20 protein-coding genes are annotated in these 20,183 nt (G+C 68.3%); 1 reads left to right on the top strand and 19 read right to left on the bottom strand.

Annotated features, from left to right (window positions below):
* The 19 genes from BMW75_RS27285 to BMW75_RS27195 form a co-directional block, all read right to left on the bottom strand.
* Positions 1–923, bottom strand: a 923-nt coding sequence (locus BMW75_RS27285) for a type VI secretion system Vgr family protein (protein ID WP_139208605.1), incomplete at its 3' end; no start/stop codon positions are given.
* A gap of 703 nt (positions 924–1,626) precedes the next feature.
* Positions 1,627–2,727 carry an NAD(P)-dependent alcohol dehydrogenase gene (locus BMW75_RS27280; RefSeq protein WP_076515370.1) on the bottom strand — a complete coding sequence of 367 codons (1,101 nt, stop codon included), beginning with the start codon at positions 2,725–2,727 and terminating at the stop codon, positions 1,627–1,629.
* Positions 2,728–2,831: 104 nt separating this feature from the next.
* Positions 2,832–3,425: a lipid-binding SYLF domain-containing protein gene (locus BMW75_RS27275; protein ID WP_254792142.1), complete on the bottom strand. Its 594-nt coding sequence runs from the start codon at positions 3,423–3,425 to the stop codon at positions 2,832–2,834.
* A gap of 147 nt (positions 3,426–3,572) precedes the next feature.
* The gene (locus BMW75_RS27270; RefSeq protein WP_092582650.1) at positions 3,573–4,220 is read right to left on the bottom strand and encodes a GntR family transcriptional regulator; all 648 of its coding nucleotides are present in this window, start codon (positions 4,218–4,220) and stop codon (positions 3,573–3,575) included.
* A gap of 80 nt (positions 4,221–4,300) precedes the next feature.
* A complete protein-coding gene (locus BMW75_RS27265; RefSeq protein WP_175493283.1) occupies positions 4,301–5,113 on the bottom strand; it encodes an HpcH/HpaI aldolase/citrate lyase family protein in 813 nt (270 codons plus the stop codon).
* A gap of 7 nt (positions 5,114–5,120) precedes the next feature.
* Positions 5,121–5,702 carry a cysteine hydrolase family protein gene (locus BMW75_RS27260; protein WP_092582649.1) on the bottom strand — a complete coding sequence of 194 codons (582 nt, stop codon included), beginning with the start codon at positions 5,700–5,702 and terminating at the stop codon, positions 5,121–5,123.
* A gap of 59 nt (positions 5,703–5,761) precedes the next feature.
* Positions 5,762–6,994, bottom strand: a complete 1,233-nt coding sequence (locus BMW75_RS27255) for a CaiB/BaiF CoA transferase family protein (RefSeq protein ID WP_092582648.1) — start codon at positions 6,992–6,994, stop codon at positions 5,762–5,764.
* Positions 6,991–8,154 (bottom strand): CaiB/BaiF CoA transferase family protein, encoded by a 1,164-nt coding sequence (locus BMW75_RS27250; protein ID WP_092582647.1) that lies wholly within the window; start codon positions 8,152–8,154, stop codon positions 6,991–6,993. The genes BMW75_RS27255 and BMW75_RS27250 overlap by 4 nt, the downstream gene beginning before the upstream one ends.
* 37 nt (positions 8,155–8,191) lie before the next feature.
* Positions 8,192–9,394 (bottom strand): FAS1-like dehydratase domain-containing protein, encoded by a 1,203-nt coding sequence (locus BMW75_RS27245; protein WP_092582646.1) that lies wholly within the window; start codon positions 9,392–9,394, stop codon positions 8,192–8,194.
* A gap of 99 nt (positions 9,395–9,493) precedes the next feature.
* Positions 9,494–10,513: a Bug family tripartite tricarboxylate transporter substrate binding protein gene (locus BMW75_RS27240; RefSeq protein ID WP_254792141.1), complete on the bottom strand. Its 1,020-nt coding sequence runs from the start codon at positions 10,511–10,513 to the stop codon at positions 9,494–9,496.
* The gene (locus tag BMW75_RS27235; RefSeq protein ID WP_092582644.1) at positions 10,510–11,454 is read right to left on the bottom strand and encodes an SMP-30/gluconolactonase/LRE family protein; all 945 of its coding nucleotides are present in this window, start codon (positions 11,452–11,454) and stop codon (positions 10,510–10,512) included. The genes BMW75_RS27240 and BMW75_RS27235 overlap by 4 nt, the downstream gene beginning before the upstream one ends.
* A gap of 11 nt (positions 11,455–11,465) precedes the next feature.
* Positions 11,466–12,239: an ABC transporter ATP-binding protein gene (locus tag BMW75_RS27230; RefSeq protein WP_092582643.1), complete on the bottom strand. Its 774-nt coding sequence runs from the start codon at positions 12,237–12,239 to the stop codon at positions 11,466–11,468.
* Positions 12,232–13,020 (bottom strand): ABC transporter ATP-binding protein, encoded by a 789-nt coding sequence (locus BMW75_RS27225; protein ID WP_092582642.1) that lies wholly within the window; start codon positions 13,018–13,020, stop codon positions 12,232–12,234. Before BMW75_RS27225 ends, BMW75_RS27230 begins: the two co-directional genes overlap by 8 nt.
* Positions 13,017–14,012, bottom strand: a complete 996-nt coding sequence (locus tag BMW75_RS27220) for a branched-chain amino acid ABC transporter permease (RefSeq protein WP_254792140.1) — start codon at positions 14,010–14,012, stop codon at positions 13,017–13,019. Before BMW75_RS27220 ends, BMW75_RS27225 begins: the two co-directional genes overlap by 4 nt.
* Complete coding sequence (locus BMW75_RS27215; protein WP_092582640.1) at positions 14,005–14,883, bottom strand: branched-chain amino acid ABC transporter permease; 879 nt, start codon at positions 14,881–14,883, stop codon at positions 14,005–14,007. Before BMW75_RS27215 ends, BMW75_RS27220 begins: the two co-directional genes overlap by 8 nt.
* Complete coding sequence (locus tag BMW75_RS27210; protein ID WP_175493282.1) at positions 14,876–15,811, bottom strand: NAD(P)-dependent oxidoreductase; 936 nt, start codon at positions 15,809–15,811, stop codon at positions 14,876–14,878. Before BMW75_RS27210 ends, BMW75_RS27215 begins: the two co-directional genes overlap by 8 nt.
* A 28-nt stretch (positions 15,812–15,839) precedes the next feature.
* Positions 15,840–16,595, bottom strand: coding sequence for an SDR family NAD(P)-dependent oxidoreductase (locus BMW75_RS27205; protein ID WP_092582639.1), 756 nt, complete (start codon positions 16,593–16,595; stop codon positions 15,840–15,842).
* Between the two features lie 46 nt (positions 16,596–16,641).
* Positions 16,642–17,481, bottom strand: a complete 840-nt coding sequence (locus BMW75_RS27200) for an HTD2 family dehydratase (protein WP_092582638.1) — start codon at positions 17,479–17,481, stop codon at positions 16,642–16,644.
* Positions 17,482–17,508: 27 nt separating this feature from the next.
* Positions 17,509–18,720, bottom strand: a complete 1,212-nt coding sequence (locus BMW75_RS27195) for an ABC transporter substrate-binding protein (RefSeq protein WP_092582637.1) — start codon at positions 18,718–18,720, stop codon at positions 17,509–17,511.
* 172 nt (positions 18,721–18,892) lie between these two features.
* On the opposite strand from BMW75_RS27195, the gene BMW75_RS27190 reads away from it, so the two are divergent.
* Entirely contained in the window at positions 18,893–20,122 is a 1,230-nt protein-coding gene (locus BMW75_RS27190; protein WP_092582636.1) for a CaiB/BaiF CoA transferase family protein, read from the top strand.
* The last annotated feature ends 61 nt before the right edge of the window (positions 20,123–20,183 follow it).

The raw sequence follows: 20,183 nt of genomic DNA, 5'->3' as shown, positions 1-20,183 counted from the left end.
TGGCCGGTCAGGTCGAACGCCACGCCGGGCACGAGGCGCGCGTCGTCGCCTTCGACGCGGGCCATGCGGGCGTCGCGCCGCAGGCCGAGGAGGCGGCTGTGGGTGAAGGGCTTGCCGGCTTCGTCGCGCTTGTAGCGGCCGGGGTAGTCGTAGCGTTCGTAGCGGGCGTCCTGGTGGTCCAGTTCGCGCGCCAACGCTGAATGCTCTTGGTCGTATTGTGGGTGGGTGTAGGTGTAGTCGCGTTGCGTCTGGCGCGCGGTGCGCACGTGTTCGGCGTAGGTGAAGCGGCGCAGGGCCGGTTCGGGTTGATCGCCGCCGGGCGTGGGGTTGTAGACGACCGGGCCGCCATCGATCGCGCCGTGCACGTAGATCCGATCACCGTGGATCAGGCGGTGGCCCTTGTCGGTGTGTTCGAAGCGGTAGAAGAATCCTTCTTCGGCCGCGAGCCGGTCGAGGAACTGCAGGTCCGTGTCGCCCGCCTGCACGCAATACTCGCGCGGCAGGTGTTCGTGGGTCGTGACCTGTTCGTAATTCGTAATGCCGTGGGACTTGATGACCTGATCCAGGATCTCCGGCACCGACTGCTGCTGGAAGATGCGCCAGTCGGAGCACAGCGACGCGCGCGCCAGCGCAGGTTCCATCACGGCGCGGTAGCGGGTGCGCCGGAAACCGGTGTCGCCTTGTTCAAAGCCCGTGACGATGCCGTGAACGTGGCGCACAGGCGCATCCCCGCGCCAGATCGTGAAGAGCGCGGGCTGGTCCAGCAGCACGCCAAAGTCCACGGCCGCATCGAAGCTGGACAACTCCACGCGCAAGAGAAAGGTCTCGGACAGCGCTTCATCCAGCGTGAACTCGATGACGTCGAAGTCCACGCCGGTGGCGGCCGGCGAGAACGTGAATCGCAGATCGGATAAACGGAGCATGTTGTTTCCTCAGTGACCGTGCAGGCAGAAAACAAGCCTCCGCCCGCGCAGCGAAAGCGGGCAGTCCTCTGCACGAGTCGGTCAGCGGCGGAAAGTGTCCGTTAAAGGTGGATTATTTGACCTAAAAATTATTCGAAAACGCGATCCGCGCTCCTGGCCGCGACGTGGCGTCGCCCTGATCCGCTCCGAGTTTCGCGCTGGCTCTCCCTTCCAAAAGAACAGCGCCAAGTTTGTCCGTCTGCCCTTGAATCGTGGCGGCCTCGACCGCATTGTCGACACGGCATTACGACGAACATTTGGACAAGGCGGGCTGAAGAACATGCAGTACGCTCGTTATCGCACGTCATCAGGCGCGGTTCCACTCGGCCCGGCGATCTGTCGCGGCATAGGCATATGGACGCCTCGACGTTGACGCGCAATCTCCAACCGCTGGGGTGCAGCGGCTGCTTATCGTCGACGCGAGGCCAGATGCGCGAACCCGTCTGGTCGAAGCGACCGCGGCCGGCAAGTCCAAGCGCGCCGAATGCCATCGCGCCTGGAAATCCGCGCCGAGAGCGTTCAACGAAAGATTGGGGGTGGAACGTGTCCGCCCGCGCTGCACACGTTGCTCGACGTGTGCAGCGCGGATTTGGTGGCCGATGCGGCCGATGGCGACGGCGCTTGAATCCCGGGCACGTCCCGGCCGCGGCGCCTTGCCGCGCGGCTAGGCCGGACGAACGGCCACCTTCAGCACGTTGTCGCGCTGATTGCCGAACAGATCGTAGGCGTCGGTGATCTGGTCCAGGCTGAAATGGTGTGTGACCATCTTCCTCAAATCCAGCCGGCCGGATTCCAGGACGTTCATGAGGCGCCGCATGCGCTCCTTGCCACCAGGGCAAAGCGCGGTGTTTATCCGGTGGTCGCCGAGGCCCGCCGCGAACGCCGACACGGGGATCGTCAGATCGCTGGAATACACGCCCAGGCTCGATAGCGTCCCGCCTGGCTTCAACACGCGCAGCGCGGATTCGAAGGTGGTCTGCTGCCCCAGGGCTTCAATCGCCGAATCCACCCCTTTGCCGCCCGTCAACCGCAGGATTTCTTCCACCACATCGCATTCGTGGAAGTTCAGGACCACATCGGCGCCCCAGTTGCGCGCCATGGCCAGGCGCTGCGCGTTGCCGTCCACGCCAATGACGGTGGTGGCTCCCAGCAGCCGGGCGCCTGCTGTCGCGCACAGTCCGATCGGGCCTTGCGCGAACACCGCGACCGTGTCGCCGATGCGGATGTTGGCATTCTCGGCGCCCTTGAAGCCGGTCGACATGATGTCCGGGCACATCAGCACCTGTTCGTCGGTCAGGGCGTCCGGCACCGGCGCCAGATTGGCCTGCGCATCGGGCACCAGCAGATACTCGGCCTGGGCGCCATCGATGATGTTGCCAAACCGCCATCCGGCGGTGGCCCGGTATCCATGACATCCGCACAGGCCGCTGGCCATCAGGTAGCTGCCATCCTGGGATGGCGCGCCGTCCTGCGCCGCGTAGGAATTGAAGTTCGGGCAGATGGCGCCGGCGATCACGCGCTGTCCTTCTTCATAGCCGGTGACGGCGCTTCCCAGCTTCTCGATGATGCCGACCGGTTCATGGCCGACGGTCAGACCGGGTGCGACCGGGTATTCACCTTTGAGGATGTGAATGTCGGTGCCGCAGATGGTGGTGGTGGTGATTTTGATCAGCGCGTCGTTCGGCCCCACCGCGGGAATGGGTTTTTCCCTGATCTCGATGCGGCCCGGACCTGCAAAGACGGCAGCTTTCATCGTGGCGGTCATGGTGGACTCCGGCAGTTGAACGGCGGTGCGCTTTCAGCGTAGTACGCGATGCCGGCGGCAACTTGACCGAAGTCAAGTTTCCAGCGAGGCCGGGGGCCCCGCGATCAGGGCTTGGCGGCTTCCGGCGGGGAAGGCTGCGCGTGCTCGGCGCACAGGTACATCGGCACCCGGATGAACAGGCTTCCCTTGAGCGAGAGGCCGCGCACCAGGCCGGTATCGGAAAGGATGAAGGCAGCGATGGGTTCAATGACCGGCTCGCGGCGGCTGGCCAGGTGCGTGTCGTCCAGGATCTGGATGGCGCCGTTGACACCCTCAACCCAGCCCGGCAGGGACTGGAACGCGCGCATGGATTCGTAGTCCGAAAAGACCAGTATCAGGGCCTTGCCCCTGAGCCCGAGCACCGACGAGGCCAGGCTGGCGACGACGTTGTAATAGCTGCGCGCCCCCACGGCGTCGATCAACACGCCCCGCCCCTGGGCGACGCCCGGGGCGTCTGCCTCGGCCTGCATGGCGGACACCACCAGCACCCCGAAAGACCGGGCGATCAGCGCCTGGGCTTTTGGTGACTGGCGGTACAGCCGCAGCAGGGTGGCTTCGGCGTCCTGATTCACGCGTTCGAGCGCGGCCGGAGAAATCGGCGCCATCAGATCCACCGGCTGCGCGGCGGCCACGCCCCCGTGCAGGACGGCCAGGACCATAAGAAGAAGCCCTATTGCACCGATACGAACGCCCATGATGCCTCCCCGTGGCAGGACCCGCGGTCAAATCGCGAGGTGGGTCCGCCCGATCATGTTGGCGCAGTTCCGGGGAGGGTTGTTGACAAAAGTCATCACCCTGGGCGGTTCTTACTCCGCCGGGGCGGCGTCGCTCAGCGACTTCAGCACCTTCCAGCCAGACTCGATGTGCTTGCGCATGGCCAGCATGGCCGCCGACGCGTCGCCGGAGGCAAAGGCCTGCAGGATCTCCTCGTGTTCGCGCACGGCGTCGTCGCCGCGGCCCGAGGCCGAATTGATCAGGTCGAACGGATAGCGCGCCCACAGGATCTGCACGAAATGCAGGGTCTGGGGCAATTGGGCGATGTCATAAAGCTGGCGATGGAAGCGGTAGTTGATGCCGCGAGCGGTGGCGCGGTCGCCGCTGGCGAAGGACTTGGCGAAATCCTCGGCCAGCACGCGCAGCTCGGCGATGTCCTGGGTGGTGATGCGTTCGATCGCGGCGCGCACGAGCTGCGATTCGAGCAGCAGCCGCAGTTGCAGGATCTCGGCGGACGCCCCCGCATCGAAGGGGACGACGCGCGCTCCCCGGTACGAATCCCCGCTGATATAGCCCTCGGCCTCGAGCAGCTTGAGAGCCTCGCGCACGGGCGTGATGCTCAGGCGCAATTGCTCGGCGATTTCGGCTTGCTTCAGGCGCGAGCCTCGGGGAAACACGCCCGAGATGATGCGCTCGCGCAGATAGTCAGCGACCTGTTCCTCTTTTGTACGGTATTCCATCGATTAAGCCTGAGTGGCCCGGACGAACCGGATGAACCTGCTTGCAGGCCGCAAAGCCCATATGGGCCCGATTCTAACCGTTAAGCCATGGCCGCACTCCCGGCTTGCGCGACGATGCCCCGCGCCTGCTCGACCACCGGCTTGTCGATCATCTTGCCGTCGACGGCGGTGGCGGCGCCGCCGCTCGCCTCGAACGCCTCCAGGACGCGCCGCGCCCAGGACTGCTCGGCCTCGGTGGGCAGCCAGGCGGCGTTGACCTGCGCCACCTGCCGCGGGTGGATGCACAGTTTGCCGCCAAAGCCCAGGCACCGGGATCGGACCGCGTCCGCCCGCATCGTGTCCGGATCGTTGAATTCCAGGCTGACGCCGTCGATGGGCGCGGGCAGGCCGGCATGGCGGGATGCCAACGCGATGGCCGTGCGCACGGGCGTCATCGCATCGTCCTGGTCCGCGATACCGCTGTCCATGGCGAAGTCGACGCTGCCGAAGGCGATGCGCGCAAGGCCCGGCAGGCGGGCGAGCGCCGGCAGGTCCATGTAGCCGTCCACGGTTTCGAGCAGCGCAATGATGCGCTGGCCGGGCAAGGCGGCCAGCGCCTGCGCGAGTGTCCCCGCATTGGCCTTGGGCAGCATCACGGCGGCCCGGGGCAAGGCGCGCAGCGCCGCCAGGTCATCCTCGTGCCAAGGGGTGTCCGGGGGATTGATCCGCACACAGGCCTGGCCGCCGTTCGCCAGCCATTTGGCCGCCTCGGCGCGGGCCGCGTCCTTGGCGGCGGGCGCGACGGCGTCTTCCAGGTCCAGGATGACCTCGTGCGCGCCGCTGGCGACGGCGCGGTCGTAGCGCTCGGGGCGGTCGCCCGGAACGAACAGCAGGCTGCGGCTGGGTCGGTTCACAAGGTCCTCACTCGAAGACGACGTCGTGGGAGCTGACGATCCGGCAGAAGCGCTGCAGGCTCTTGATCGCGTTGTCGTGCTCTTCGGCGGTCAGGCCGCAGCAGCAGTCTTCCAGGACGATCATTTCGTAGTCGCGGTCGTGGCCCTCGCGCACCGTGGCCTGCACGACGGCGTTGGTGGAGATGCCGGAGCAATAGATTCGCTTGATGCCGTGGGCGCGCAGGATGGATTCGAGGCTGGTGCTGTAGAACGGACTGACGCGGTGCTTGACGATGTCGAAGTCCTGCGGCTGGCGGCCCAGGTCGGGATGCACTTCGGTGCCCCACTCGCCCAGCTTGAAGATGCCGTTCTTGCGCGCGCCCGAGAAGATCGGCGAGTTGGGCGGGCATTCGCGGTAATCGAGCGAAAAGCCCACGCGCACGAAGCCGATGGGCAGGCCGGCGGCGCGCGCCTTGTCCACGGCGCGCCGCGTATGTTCGACGATGCCGCGGGTGCGCACCTGTTCGCCGTAGCCGGCGCGGCCATTGGGTCCGTCGGCGTGGACCAGGTCGTTCTCCATGTCCAGCACCAGATAGATGGCGTCTTTCATCGGGCTTTCCTCAGGGTTGTGGTTCAAATGGTTGGGGATGCGGGCTGGGTCGGCAGGGCCTACAGGATGATCTCGCGCGCCTGCAGGTCCGCGCGCTGGGCCGAGTCCAGCCCCAGGAGTTCGCCGAATACATAATCCTCGTCCTGGCCCAAGGCGGGCGTCAAGCGGCGGATTCCGATCTCGTCCGACTTGCTGAAGCGGGCCGGCGCGCCCACCGCCAGGCGGGCGGGAATGCCGGGCGCCTCGACCGGCGTGACGGCGCCGCGGGCCTGCAGATGCGGGTCCGAAGCGATGTCCTGCATGGTCCATGACACGTGCGCGCACAGGCCCGCCTGCTGCAACGCGTCGGCCGTGGCATCGGCGTCGCGCGACGCAAGCCATTGCGTGACCATGGCGTCGATCTCGTCGCGATGCGCCAGACGCGACGCGGCGTCGGGATGGCGCGCGGCGTCGTCCTCGTGACCCAGCATGCGCGCCAGCGTGCGCCACTGCGCATCGTCGCGCACGACCAGCGTCAGCCAGCGGTCCGGCTGCGCGGTGGGATAGACGCCGTGCGGGGACATCGCCAGGTCGGCATTGCCCGGCCGCTCGGGGGTGATGCCCAGGCTGGCCAGGACCAGCGCATCGCCGATCATGGCCGAAGCGACCTCGCGCGCCGCCAGGTCCACGTGCTGGGCCTGGCCCGTGCGCCGGCGCTGGTTCAGCGCCGCCACCGTGGCCAGCGCGGCGTGCACGCCGGCCGCGTGGTCCATCACGTGCCGCATCTCCACGGGAGGGCCGTCGCTATAGCCGCTCATCCATCCCAGCCCGCCCCATGCGCCGAACAGCGGCGCATAACCGGCAAAGTGCGAGTCCGGGCCGCTCTGGCCGCAGGACGACAGGGACAGCAGCACGAGATCCGGCTTGACCTCGCGCAGCGCGTCAAAGCACAGCCCCAGTCGCTTCATGACGCCGGGGCGAAAGCTTTCCGCCGCCACGTCGGACAGCGCCACGATCCGCTTGGCGAGCGCCACGGCCTCGGGCTGCTTCAGGTTCAGGCGCACGGACAGCTTGTTGGCCGACACCTGGTCGAACGTGGCCGCGGACATGCGGCCATAGACGGCGTGCGGCTTGCGGAATGCGTCGGGCCGCGTCAGGCTTTCGATCTTGATGCACTCGGCGCCCAGTTGCGACAGCAGATGCGTGCAGAACGGGCCGGCCGCGTGGATCGTGAAATCGGCGATGCGCACGCCGGCCAGCGGCGCCCGCGGCGCACGGGGCGGGTTGCCGGAGAAGGTATCGGATGGGCTCATGCGGATGTCTCCTGCGCCATGTCGCCCAAGGGCGGGACGCGTCCCTTCCTGGGCAAGGGCGTGCAACGGAACTGAAACGGCGCGACCAGGATGTGGGCGTCACGCCCGTTGGCCAGCACCGCCGGCGCGAAGAGGCCCCGCGCGGCCTCCTGCTCGCCGGCCACCACTTCGGCGGGCAGGCGGTACTTGGCCGCGGGCACACCCAGCTCCTGCGCGCGCCGCACGATGTCGTCGACCGGATGGCGCGCCATCCACGCGCGGACGTGGGCGTTGATCTCGTCGCCGCGCCGGCTGCGCTCGAGCGGATCGCGCAGCCCGGGATCGGCCGCCCATTCCGGATTGCCCAGCAGGTCGACGAGCGACGACCATTGCCGGTCCTCCAGCGTGAGCAGTTCGATGAACCCGTCCTGCGCCTCGAACACGCCGCCGTAGCGAAAGCGCCGGCTGGTCCGGTGCTCCAGCGACCCGTCGCCCAGCCGCTGCAAGGCGAAGGCGCCCACGGACAGCACGGCGTCCTGCACCGACACGTCCACATACTGCCCGCCGCTCGCCGGCACGGCCCACCATGCCGACAGCGCGCAAAACGCCGCCATCGCCCCGCCCTGGTAGCCGCCGAAGTGGCCGTAGATCTTCAGGGGCGGCCGGTCGGGGAACAGTTCGTTGGACAGGCCGTTGGGCAGCAGAAACCCTTCGCCGCCCGCGTGCAGCAGATTGACTTCCTCGCCGTCCCAATCGGCCTTGGGCCCCTCGGCGCCGAACGGCAGGACGCTGACGTGGACCAGGCCGGGAAAGCGCCGGCCTATGTCGCCCGGGACGAGGCCCAGCGTTTCCCGGTCGCGCACCGGCGTGTCGTCGATCAGGATGTCGGCGCGCGCCAGTTCGCGGTCGAGCAGGTCGCGGCCGGCGGGCGACGCGAGGTCGGCCTGCAGGCTGCGCTTGCCCACCGCGAGGTACGCGAAGAGCGCGCTCTCGCCGTCGTCTGTCAGCGGCGGCGCCTGCCGCAGGCGCGAACCGCCGGGCGGCTCCAGCATCACGACCCGCGCGCCCAGGGCGGCAAGCATCCGTCCGGCATAGGCGGCCGCCACCGTGTTCGAACGCTCCAGGACGCGGCATCCGGACAACGGCAAGGTGGCGGTGTGTGGCGTTTCGTTGGACTGCATAAGGGGCTGCCTCGAAAGGTTGCGGCCGCGGGCCGGATCAGCGCGTCACCGGTAGTTCGAGGTCGACGCCCGAACCGTCCAGGAAGGCCGGCAACCGCACGTCGCGCGACGGCAGGGCCACGGTGGCGATCCCCGGCGTGGTCAGTTCGCCGCGCTGGTTCTCCGCCGCCAGCTCGATGTCCACCAGGCCGGTCTTGTCCTTCACGTACTTGCGGACCACCTTGCCCTTGCAGAAGGTCGTGTCGCCCATGATGTTGAAGCGGCGCATTTCGGTGCGCACGCGCTTGATGACGCCGGCGTCGCCCATCCAGTTGGTCACCAGCGAGCACATCCACGACGAACGCTGCGGGCCGTAGTCATAGGTGCCGGGCACGCCGACTTCCTTGGCCACGGACTCGCGGTGATGGCCGATGCCGGTGTATTCCACGCCGCCGCCCGCTTCGGGGTTGCGGAAGAAGTGGCCCGGATGCTTGACGGCCGCCTGCAGCACGACGCCATGCGTATGCCCGCGCCCGCAGCCCACCAGGAATCCCATCGTGTCCATCAGCGACAGCGGACCGCGCGCGATCGTCGGCAGTTCCTCGCCCTCCTGCACGTCTTCCCAGTAGCGCACATTGGCGCCGCGGATGTTCTTGGGCTCGTCCAGCACCATCTGGTCGATGCGGTCGCGTTCCTCGTCGGCGTATTCGTGCTGGACGATCTCTTTGTACTTGCCGGTTTCACGCGCGGCCTTGCGCTCGTGGCGGGTGCACGTGCCCAGCGCGCGGGCGACCAGTTCGCCGCGCTGGTTGTAGTAGCTGGCCTCCACGTACTGCAGCACCAGGCGGCCCGAGAATTTGCTCTCTTTTTCCTCGACGCCCACCACGCGTTCGATGGCGGTGATGCGGTCGCCGGGACGGACGTGACGGAACAGCTCCCAATCATTGCCGGCGTAGAAGCCGTGCACGCCGGGCAGGCCCCAGCGGGTGCGGCCCAGCCAGCCGAACGCCATGGGGAACATGGGATGGCCCAGCAAGGTGCCGTAGCGCGTGCCCGCGGCGTAGCCGGTATCGCGGTACAGCGGATTCAGGTCGCCGATGCCGTTGCACCAGTTGCGCAGGGTGTCCGCCGTGGCGTCCTGCAGGTAGGGCCCTTCGGGCCGCAGGTGCAGGCCGATCATCGCGCGGGCGGCGGCGACGGCCTCGTCGGTGATGCGGCCTTCGGCGGGCGCGTTTCCGACATCGGCTTGGGGAAGACTCATGACATTGCTCACTTTGATGCTCCTTGCTATCAACGGAATGCAGAATGCATTCTTCAAGTAATCAAAAAAAGGGGCGCGCGGTGGCGCTTTGCGTGGCGGTTATTCGATGCGGATCCCGGCGGCCTTGATGATGTCGCCCCACTTCTGGCGTTCGTCCTTGACGAAGGCATCCAGTTGCGCGGGCGGCATCACCAGCGGTTCGACGCCGATATCCAGCATCCGGCGGCGCATGTCCGGCTGTTCGAGCACATGCCGGATGTGGCCGCCAAGTTCCTGGACGATATGGGCCGGCGTGCCGCGTGGCGCGAAGAGCGCATCCCAGGCCACCACGTCGAACCCCTGCACGCCCTGCTCGGCCACGGACTTGACGCCCGGCAGCATGTCGCTCGCCTTGAGCGAGGTGATCGCCACCGCGCGCAGCTTGCCGCTCGCCAGGTGCGGACGGGCCGCGGTGACGGTGTCGATCGCCAGCGGAATCTGCCCTCCCATCGTGTCCGTCAGCGACTGGCCGGACGCCTTGTACTTGACGGCGAAGAGCGGCGCCTGCGCGGACTTCACGAACTCGGCGAAGACGACCTGCGCGGTGGTGCTGGGCAGGCCCACGTTCAACGCATTGGGCTTGGCGCGGGCCCGCTCGATCAGCGCCGGTACGCTGTTGGCGGGCAGATCCGCGTCCGACGTGGCGATCACCATCGGCAGCAGGCCGATCATGGCCACGCCCACGAAATCCTTCGCGGCGTCGTAGCCGGGGTTGGCGTAGAGGAATTCGTTGGCCGCGTTGGTGGCGTTGGTGCCAAAGAGAAAGGTGTAGCCGTCCGCCGGGGCGCGCGCCGCCGCGGCCGAGCCGATGTTGCCGCCCGCCCCCGCCCGGTTCTCGATGACGATGGGCTGGTTCAGGCGTTTGCCGATTTCCTGGAACACCAGACGCGCCAGTACGTCGGCGCCCTGTCCGGCCGCGTAAGGCACGATGACGCGGATGGGTTTGTCGGGCCACGCCTGCGCGACGGCGGCCTGGGGCAGGACCCACAGGGCCGCCGTGCCCAACATGGCTGCGATGGCCGACCGGCGGGCGGGGTTCTTCGAGCGCTTCATCGATGCGTCCTTTGCGTGAAGGTTCATTGGGAGCCTCCCCCGTTGAGCGCCAGTCCGGCGCGAGGCCAGCGCGCGGCGAAAAGCTGGCCGTGCCCCGACAGGGTGATGTAGGCGGTGCGCCGGTCGGCGCCCCCGAAGCAGATATTGGTGCAATAACCTTCGGGCGCCTCGTGGAACTCCAGCAGCTCGCCACCCGGCGAGAACACGCTGATGCCGCCGCGCACGAGCGTGGCGACGCAGATGTTGCCGCCCGCTTCCAGCGCCAGCGAATCGAAGCGTTGGAAGCCCGGCAGGCCATGCACCAGCCGCCCGCCGTTGGGCGACGGCCAGGGCTCGGCGCCCAGCTGTCCGCGCTCGCCCTCCAGGACCGGGTATAACCACAGCCGGCTCGTCTCGGTCTCCGCCACGTAGAGCACGCGCCCGTCCGGCGACAGGCCGACGCCGTTGGGCGTCAGCACGGGATGCGCCGCGCGGCGGATGTGGCTGCCGTCGGCGCGGGCGTAATACACCGCGCCGCGCAGGATGCGGTCTTCAAAGGTCTTGCCGAAATCGGTGAACCAGAAGCCGCCGTGCGCATCGAAGACGATGTCGTTGGGGCCGTGCAGCGCCACGCCGTCGCAGTGCGTGTAAAGCGTCTGCACGGCGCCGGTCGCCACGTCCACGCGCTGGATGCTGCCGCCCGCGTAGTCGGCCGCCGGGCCGGTCGGCCGCGTGAAGCCGTTGTCGGTGCGCCAGCTGAACCCGCCGTTGTTGCAGACGTAGACGTGCCCGTCCGGCCCCAAGGCCGCGCCGTTCGGCCCGCCGCCCAGCTCGGCCACCTTGCGCAGCTCGCCATCGGGCAGCACGCGAGTCAGGCGTCCCGCGGCGATCTCCACCACCAGCACGCTGCCGTCCGGCATGGCCACGGGCCCCTCCGGGAATTCCAGTCCGCTCGCCAGGACCTCGCCTTGCAGCTTCAGATGTTCCATCTCGGTTCCTTTCATGCGTGGGTGGCGGACGTGGCGGACGGGCTGGCCTGCCCTCGCGCGCCCAGATAGGCGTCGATCGCGCGCTGGCGTCCTTCGCGGCTGCGCAGCGCCTGCTCGTCCAATTCGCCCACGATATGGCCGTGCCGCAGCACCCAGGCCCGCTCGGCCAGCCGCGCCGCGACGTGAAAGCTCTGCTCCACCAGCAGGGCCGCGAGCTTCTGTTCCCGCTGGATGGCGGCCAGGCGCTCATACACGCGCGCCACCAGCAGGGGCGCCAGTCCCAGCGAGGGCTCGTCCAGCAGGAGCAGGCGCGGGCCGGACATCAGGCCGCGGCCGATCGCCAGCATTTGTTGCTCGCCGCCGCTGAGCAGGCCGGCCGGCGCGTTGCGCCGCCCCGCGATCTCGGGAAAGAAGTCCATCACCATCTGTTCCCGCCGCGCCCGCGTGCGCGCATCGACGAAGTAAGAGCCCAGGATGAGGTTCTCGCCCACCGTCAGGTCCGTGACGATGGCACGCCCTTCCGGCACGTACACGATGCCGCGCCGAAAGCGCTGCGCCGCCGACAGGCCAGTGATGTCCTGCCCATCGAGCAGGACCCGGCCCTGCGCGGGCTCAAGCCCGGCGATGGCCCGCAAGGTGCTGGACTTGCCCGCCCCGTTTGCGCCCAGCAGCGCGGCGACAGACGCCGCGCCTACCGACAGCCCGATGCCGTGCACGACCGGCCCGGCGCCGTACCGCACCGTCAATCCTTCCACCGCCAGCAGCGTCGATGCTCCGTCATGCATCCTCGTCTCCCAGATAGACCCGCACGACGTCGGGATTGCTCCGCACCTGCCCGGGGCTGCCCGAGGCCAGCAGCCGCCCCACGTTCAGCACGTGGATGGCGTCGCAGACGTCCATGATCAGGTCCATGTCGTGTTCCACCACCACCAGCACCAGTCCGGGCGCGCGCAGGCGCTTCAGGGCGCTGGACAGGTCGCCCGTTTCGATGGAATTCAGGCCGGCCGCGGGCTCGTCCAGCAGCAGCACCCGCGGATCGCCGGCGATGGCGCGCGCGATCTCCGCCAGGCGCAGCACGCCCGGCGGAAGCTGCGCGGGATAGTCGTCGGCCACGTGCAGCACGCCCAGCCGGTCCAGCGCCGCCAGCGCGCGCTCACGGTTGCGGCTGCGCTCGGCGCGGCCGCCGGGCAAGGGCAGGAAGGCGTCCAGCCAGCCGGCCGACGACTGCCGGTCCAGGCCGATCATGACGTTCTCGGCCATGGTCAGCTCCGGGCACAGCGCCACGTGCTGGAAGCTGCGGGAGAAGCCCAGCGCCGCGCGGCCGGTGGGCGGCACGCCCTCCAGGCGCTGGCTGCCCAGCCGGATGCTGCCGTGCTGCGGCGAGTACAGGCCGGTCAGGCAATTGAAAAAGCTGGTCTTGCCCGCTCCGTTCGGTCCGATCAGCCCGGTGATCTCGCCCGCCTTCAGGTGCAGGGCAATGTGTTGCAGCACCTGGATGCCGCCGAACGACAGCGACAGGTCTTCGACCACCAGCGGATCGCGGTCCAGCGTGGCTTGCGCGCTCATGGATTGCCTCCGTGCAGACGGGCGCGCAGCTTGGCGGGCAGCGCGTTGACGCCCAGCACCACGGCCAGCAGCGCCGTGCCGTACAGGATGGGCACCCAGTCGCCCGCGCCGGCCAGCAGCAGGGGCATGAGCGTCAGGAACAGGCCGCCCAGCAGGCTGCCCAGGATCGACATCGAATACAGGCTGACCACCGAGCCCACCAACAGGAAGATCGAGGTCCACAACGTAAAGCTGTTGGGCGACACGGTCGACGAGCTGAACGACAGCAGGGCGCCGGCGATGGCCGCGATGGCGCCGCTCAGGGCCATGCACGACAGGCGCGCCCAGCTGCGGCGCACGCCGAACGATTCGGCCGCGTGCGGCGACGCGCGGATCAGCAGCAGCGCCATCGCCTGGCGCGAGCGGCGGAAGTGGCGCAGCAGCAGCGCGACGGCGACCAGCCCGGCCAGCGGCAGGTAATAGCGCTGCGTTTCCTTGGCGATGCCGGGCAGCGCGTCCAGCTTGACGTACAACCCTTCGTAGCCGCCCGACACCGACGAGAAATGCAGCAGCACCTCGGGCAGGGCCAGCGCCAGCGCCATCGTGGCGACGGCCAGATAGATGCCCGACAGATAGCGCGAGGGATAGGCGAAGAGCAGCCCCAGGAAGGCGCCCGAGACCGCCGCCAGCGGCAGGCTGGCCAGCAGCGACACGCCCAGGTATTTTTCCATCAGGGCGACGGTATACGCGCCGGCCGCGACGAACACGCCATGGCCGATCGAAACCTCGCCGCCGTAGCGCACCAGAAAGCTCACCGAAATGATGGCAATGGCGTTGGCAAAGCACAGGCCCAGGGTGTAGGTCCAGTAGCCGCCCGCCACCAGGGGCAGCAGCGCCAGGACCACCACGCCGGCCACGCCCGCGCCCGCCATCAGGCGCCGCGGCGCCGCGGCGACCGCGGCCGGCTTTGCGTCCGCCGCCAGGCGGTTGGATGACATGATCACGCTAGACACGGGCGCCTCCCCGGATTGCCAGAACGCCCTTCGGGAACACATTGAGCACCAGCAGGATCGTCAGCAGCAGATAGGTGTTGTTGAACTCGGCCGAGACATAGAACGACAGCAGGTTCATCATGGCGCCGATCAGGATGCCGCCCAGCACCGCGCCCGGCAGGCTGTTGAAGCCGCCCACGACGGCCGCGGCAAACGCCTGGAGCATGAAGGAAGACACGCTGGTCGAGGACAGGAACGTCGTCGGGACGATCAGCAGCGACGCGATCAGCCCCAGCACGCCGGCCGTGATCCACGAAAACAGATGCACCCGGCGCAGGTTCAGCCCGCACACGCGGCTGGCGTAGGGATTGGCCGACACCGCGCGGAACGCAATGCCGATGCGGGTGCGTTCGATCAGCAGGTACAGCAGCCCGATGGCGACAGCGGTCGCGCCCAGCACCGCGAGGTCATAGGCGGTGATGCGGATCGGACCAATCTGGCCGCGCCACGCGGGCAGCGGCAGGTCCAGCGACACCACGTTCGAGCCGAAGAGCAATTGCGTCGCCCCCTGCGCGATCAGGCCCACGCCAAGGGTGGCGATGGTGCTGGTCAGGTCCGACTTGAAGACCAGCGGCGCGATCAGGAAGTAGCTGACCGCCATTACCGCGACCATGACCGCCAGCGTAAGCACCACGGCCGCGCCCCAGGCCAGGTTCGCGAACAGGCCGGCCGTGAAGCCGAACACCAGGAACGCCGCCAGGCCCGCCAGGTTGCCGTGCGCGAAGTTCACGACATTCGAGCTCTTGTAGATCAGCACGATGCCGATCGCGCCCATGGCGTAGAGGCAGCCGCTGACCACGCCCGCCCAGATGAGTCCGATGAAATCATCCATGGCCGGACTCCTGCTGCGCCGACGCCACGCCGGCGCCGTCGCCGCGATCGATGATTTCGATCACCGACGGGAAGTAGCGGCCGCTCCATCCGCCGCTGGCCGTCGCCTCGTAATACCGTTGGGCCAGTTCCGTGACGCGCGCCGTCAGTCCCGTCTGCCCGGCAAGCTCCAGCACGTAGCCCAGATCCTTGAGCGCGTATTCGGGCGGAAAGGATTTTTCGGGAAACTCCCGCGGCAGCATCGCCCGGCGCCCGTGGTTGCGCAGCACGAAGCTGTCGCCCGACCCTTTGGACACCGCATCCAGCAGCACCGCCGGCTGCACGCCGGCGCGCTCGCCCAGCACCATCATCTCGGCCAGCGCCACGGTGTTCTCGAACACCAGCGCATTGTTGATGAGCTTGACCACCTGACCGCAGCCCGTCTCGCCGCAGCGCGTCACGTCCGAACCGATGTAGCGCAGCAGCGGCTCGATGCGCGCATACAGCGCCTCGTCCGCGCCCACCATGATGCTCAGTTCGCCGCGCTGCGCCGCTTCGCGGGTGCGGGCGACGGGCGCGTCGGCGAATGCGACACCCAGGTCGGCAAGGCGCTGCGCCGTCGCGCGGGCCGACGCCACCGTGGTGGTGCTGAGGTCGACGATCACGGCGGGACGGCGCGCGCCGCCGGCCAGGCCGCCCTCGCCCAGGCACACCGCTTCCACCTGCGGGCCGCCGGGCAGCGACAGGAACACCACGTCGGCGCGTTCGGCCACCTCGGCCACCGAGCCGGCGCGGTGCGCGCCGGTGCCTTCCAGCAGGGCGTGGGCCTGCGGGTTCGTGTCAAAGGCGATGACGTCGCCGGCGTGCTTGACGGCCATGTTGCGGCACATCGGGCCGCCCATCACGCCCAGGCCGATAAAGCCGATCACGGGTCGGGTATCTGCGGTCATGCGTAGCTCCTGTCTGCGTCGGCGGTCGTCAGTCCATCCACATGCCGCCGCTGATGTCCAGCGACGTGCCCGTGATCCAGTTGGACGCGGGCGAGCACAGGAACAGTGCCGCCTGCGCGATGTCGTCGGCGTTGCCGTAGCGGCCCAGCGGCACGGTGCCGTTGGCCGAGGGCGCGCCGCCGCTGGTGACGCTGGCCCACATCGCCGTCTCGACGGGTCCCGGGGCCAGGGTGTTGGCATAGACGCCGTGCGGCGCGCCGGCCTTGGCGATCCAGCGCATCATGCCGTGCACGGCCGCCTTGGACGCGACGTAGGCCGGTCCCGACGCCACGCCCCCGTTCTTGGCGGCGATGGAGCCGGCCGCCAGGATCTTGCCGAAGCCCTGACTGCACATCAGCGGAAACAGCTTGCGCGCCGGATTGACCACGCCGCGCACGTTGACGGACATCACCGCGTCCCATTCGTCATCGGTGCTGTCGCCCAGCGGCGTGCGGGCGATGATGCCCGCGCACAGCACCAGGATGTCGATCCGGCCGTATTCGGCCAGGACCGCGTCGATGACCTGGTCGGTCTCGGCGCGCGAGGTCACGTCGTAGCGGCGATAGTCGATGCCGCCGCCCAGCGCCTGCCCAAGCTCCTCGGGCGCCACGCGGTCCGTCGCAATGACGCGCGCGCCTGCCTGCCGGAATGCCTTGGCGATCGCCTGCCCCATGGCGCCCGCGCCGCCGGTGATGAACGCAACCTGGCCTTCAAGATTCGCCGGACCGCTCAAATGCTGTGCCATCTTCTCTTGTCTCCTGTCAGTGTTTTTATCCGGGCCGCGCCGCGCCTTACCGCAGCACCGCCGTGGCGGACATCGCCAATTCGCCGTCCGGCCCGCGCGCCCACAGCGCGAACGCGCCGTCTTCCTGCGTGTGGCCTTCTATGTGGAAGGCGCGCGATACGAACAAGGGACTGACGCCGCGAAAATCAAAGCGCGCCAGGCCGCGTCCTTCTCCGTGTTCCACCGCAAGCTGCTGCAGCAGCGTGGCGGTCAGGGGTCCATGCACGACGAGGTCCGGATAGCCTTCTTCGTTGCGCGCGTAGGCCTGGTCGTAATGGATGCGATGCCCGTTGAAGGTCAGCGCCGAATAGCGGAACAACAGCGTCGTGTCGGGCCGGACCTCGCGGCCCCAGCGCGCCTCGGCCTCGTGCCGCGTCGGCGTCGCGGCGGCCGCGCCGGGCGGCGGCGCCTCGCGGTAGACGATGTCCTGTTCCTCGACGATGCAGTCGGTTCCGTTGCACTGCGTCGTGTGCCGGACCGTCACGAACCACAACGCGCCGCGCTTGCCGACCTTGTTCTCGACCTTCACGATGCGGCTGCGCCGCGTGGCCTGCTCACCGATGGGCAGGTCCGCCAGGTAGTTGATCCGGCTGCCCGCCCACATGCGGCGCGGCAGGTCGATGGGCGGCAGAAAGCCGCCGCGCCGCGGATGGCCATCTTCGCCCAGCCCGCTGCGGCGCGCGGCCGGGTTGAAGAACAGCCACTGCCAGCCGGGCGGCAGCGGTTCGCCCGCGCGCGGCGCGCCTTCCAGGTCCAGCGTTGCCGCCATCGCCGCCACGGCCGCCGCGTCGATGCGCTGCGTATGCGCTTCTTCGCGGCCGACCCATTCTTCATATGCATTGCTCACGCGGGCACTCCTTTACTGTGTGCCGGCCTAGGCCAGCTTGGCATCGAACACGTCGGCCGGATAGGGCTTGAAGTCCCGCACCAGCTTGAAGCTGCCGCCGGACACGGCCTGGATGATCCCTTCCTGGCGCGCGCCCCGGTGGTCGCCGGGCTTGAAGGTCACCTCGCGCGCACCCCCGACGGTCTGGTTCGTCATGGTCTCCATGACATCCACCAGGTTTGCGCGCGTCAACGGCTTGCCGCTGGCCAGCAGCATCTGGAAGCCTTTGGCGAACAGCGCCGCGTTGCTCCAGCCGTTCAGGCCGAAGACGCCGATCGGGTCGTTGGGATAGTGCTTGGCCACGGTGTCGCGGTAGGCCTTGATGTTGGCGTCGTCCGCGTCCACCGGCATAAGCCACGAGGAAAAATACGCGCCGTCCAGCAACGGGCCGGCCAGCTTGTAGGTGGTGGGATCGGCGGTGAAGAACGGCGCCATCCACTTGCCCTGATAGCCCAGCCGGTCCGCGGTCTTGAGCGCCGCGGCCAGGTTGGCGTTGGAGCCGAACAGGATCACGACGTCCGCCTTGGCGTTGGCGATGCGGCGCACGTGGGGCGTGAAATCGGTGCTGCGAACCTCGAAGGGGATGGACTCGGCGGGCTGCTTTTTGTTGGCGGCCATGAGCATGTCGAAGCCCCGCTTGGCCGAGCGGCCCAGCTCGTCGTTTTCCCATAGCAGCGCCACGCGGTCGGCGTTCAGGCCGCTGAAGGCGTATTCCAGGTTCGAGGCCGCGGACCAGCCGTAGTCGGGCAGCAGCGGAAACACCAGCCGTTCCGCAAAAAGCGCCGTCGCGCCGCCGATGGGGCCGATCATCGGCAGGCCGACTTCCTTGGCGTAGGGAATCACCGCCACGGATTGCGCGGTGCCGACGGGCGCGGCCAGCGCGAAAATCTTGTTCTCTTCGACCAGGCGGCGGGTGACGGCGACGCTGCGGGCCGGCTCATAGCCGTCGTCATACGTGACCAGCTTGATCTTCCAGCCGTTCAGCGCGTCGGTGTCGTTGATCCATTTGAAGCAGGCGTCGGCGGCGCGGGAGAGGATCGCATAGAACGGCACCGGGCCCGTGATGGGGGTGAAGGCGCCGACCGTGACCGTCTTGCTGGCCGTATCGATGCCGGGAGAAACGGACTGCGCGCGCGCCCAGCCTGGAAGCGAAATCGAGGCTGCCGCCGCACAACCGGAAAGAAAAGTCCTTCTGTGCACGTTGTGTCTCCTGGTTGTTCTTCGATTGCCGCCGTCTGCTGAGCGACTAAGAATGCATTCTATATATTTACAAGCCGCGAAAAATACGGGCTTTCCCTAGCAAAATGCGTTGCGCTGGGCAAACCTTGAACATATAGAATGCATTCTTTCAAGACCAACGCCAGGAGACACCATGCACTCCCCACCCCTCGCGGGACGCCGCGTCATTGAACTGGGCACCATGCTTGCCGCCCCTTTTGCCTCGCACATCCTTGCCCAGCTTGGCGCCGAAGTGATCAAGGTGGAGCCGCCGCGCGGCGATCCCACCCGCAGCCTCGTCCGCGGCGGCCCGAGCGGCACCTTCATCGCGTACAGCCATGGCAAGAAAAGCGTGTGCCTGGATCTCGCCCGTCCGGACGGCCACGCCGCCTTCCTGAAAATGCTGGAGACGGCCGACGCATTCGTGCACAACCTCGCGCCCAAGGCGGCGCGCAAGCTCAGGCTCACCAAGGCGGAATGCCAGGCGATCAATCCGCGTCTCATCTATTGCCACATCCGCGGCTACGCGGACGGGCCGCAGGCGGACGACCTGGCTTCCAACCCCGTCGCCGAAGCGTCCACCGGCGTCATGGAGGCCAACCGCATCGATGGCCGCCCCAGCCGGCTGGGGCCGTCCTACCACGACCAGTTCGCCGGCGCCTATGCCGTCATCGGCATCCTCGCCCGCATGCTGCAGCCGGAAGCCGCCAAGGAAGGCGGCCACGTGGAGATCGGCCTGTACGAAACCGGCTTGCACGTCGCATCGCGCGACCTGGTGGGCGTGCAGCTCAAGACCCAGCTCCTTGGGCGGCCGGAACGCGAGCCGCATGGCGAATTCAGCATGCCGGGCTACGGCGCCTACCTGACCTCCGACGAACGCTGGATGTACCTGCTGATGCTGACCGACGCACACTGGTTGAAGTTCTGCCAGGCAATGGCGCTGCCCGAGGCCGCCGACGCCTCGCTCGCCGCCCTGAAGGACAGGAAGAAGGCGCGCGAGCGGGTCGAGGAAATCGTCCGGAAGGCGATCGGCGCGCGGACGTTCGACGATGCCACCGCGCGGCTGCGGATGGCGGGCGTCGGCAGCACGGAAGTCCTGCCGCTGGAACGCGTGCTGGACGCCGAGCAGGCGCGTCAGCCCGGCACGCTGCGCAGCGTGCGCTACCGCGACCTGGCGTTCGACGTGCCGGAGTTTCCGCGCCGGGATGCCGCCCGCGACGGCATGGCGACGCTGCCGCCGCCGGATCTGGGCGAACACACGCGGGATGTGCTGCTGGCCGCGGGGCTTACGCCCGACGCGTGCGAGGCCCTGATCGACAGCGGCGCCGCCTGCGCCGGCCGGCCGGGCGATTTCGCATGGGCGCCCGTGCGCAAGCAGGCATGACCCGCGTGTAAAGGCGCCGCAATCACGCCCGAACGATGACCGGACCGACAACGGGCGCGAC

The sequence above is a fragment of the Achromobacter sp. NFACC18-2 genome, from assembly GCF_900108985.1.
GTDB lineage: Bacteria > Pseudomonadota > Gammaproteobacteria > Burkholderiales > Burkholderiaceae_B > Achromobacter.
Note: the sequence above shows the minus strand (reverse complement) of the source record. Positions and strands in the feature narration are given on the sequence as shown.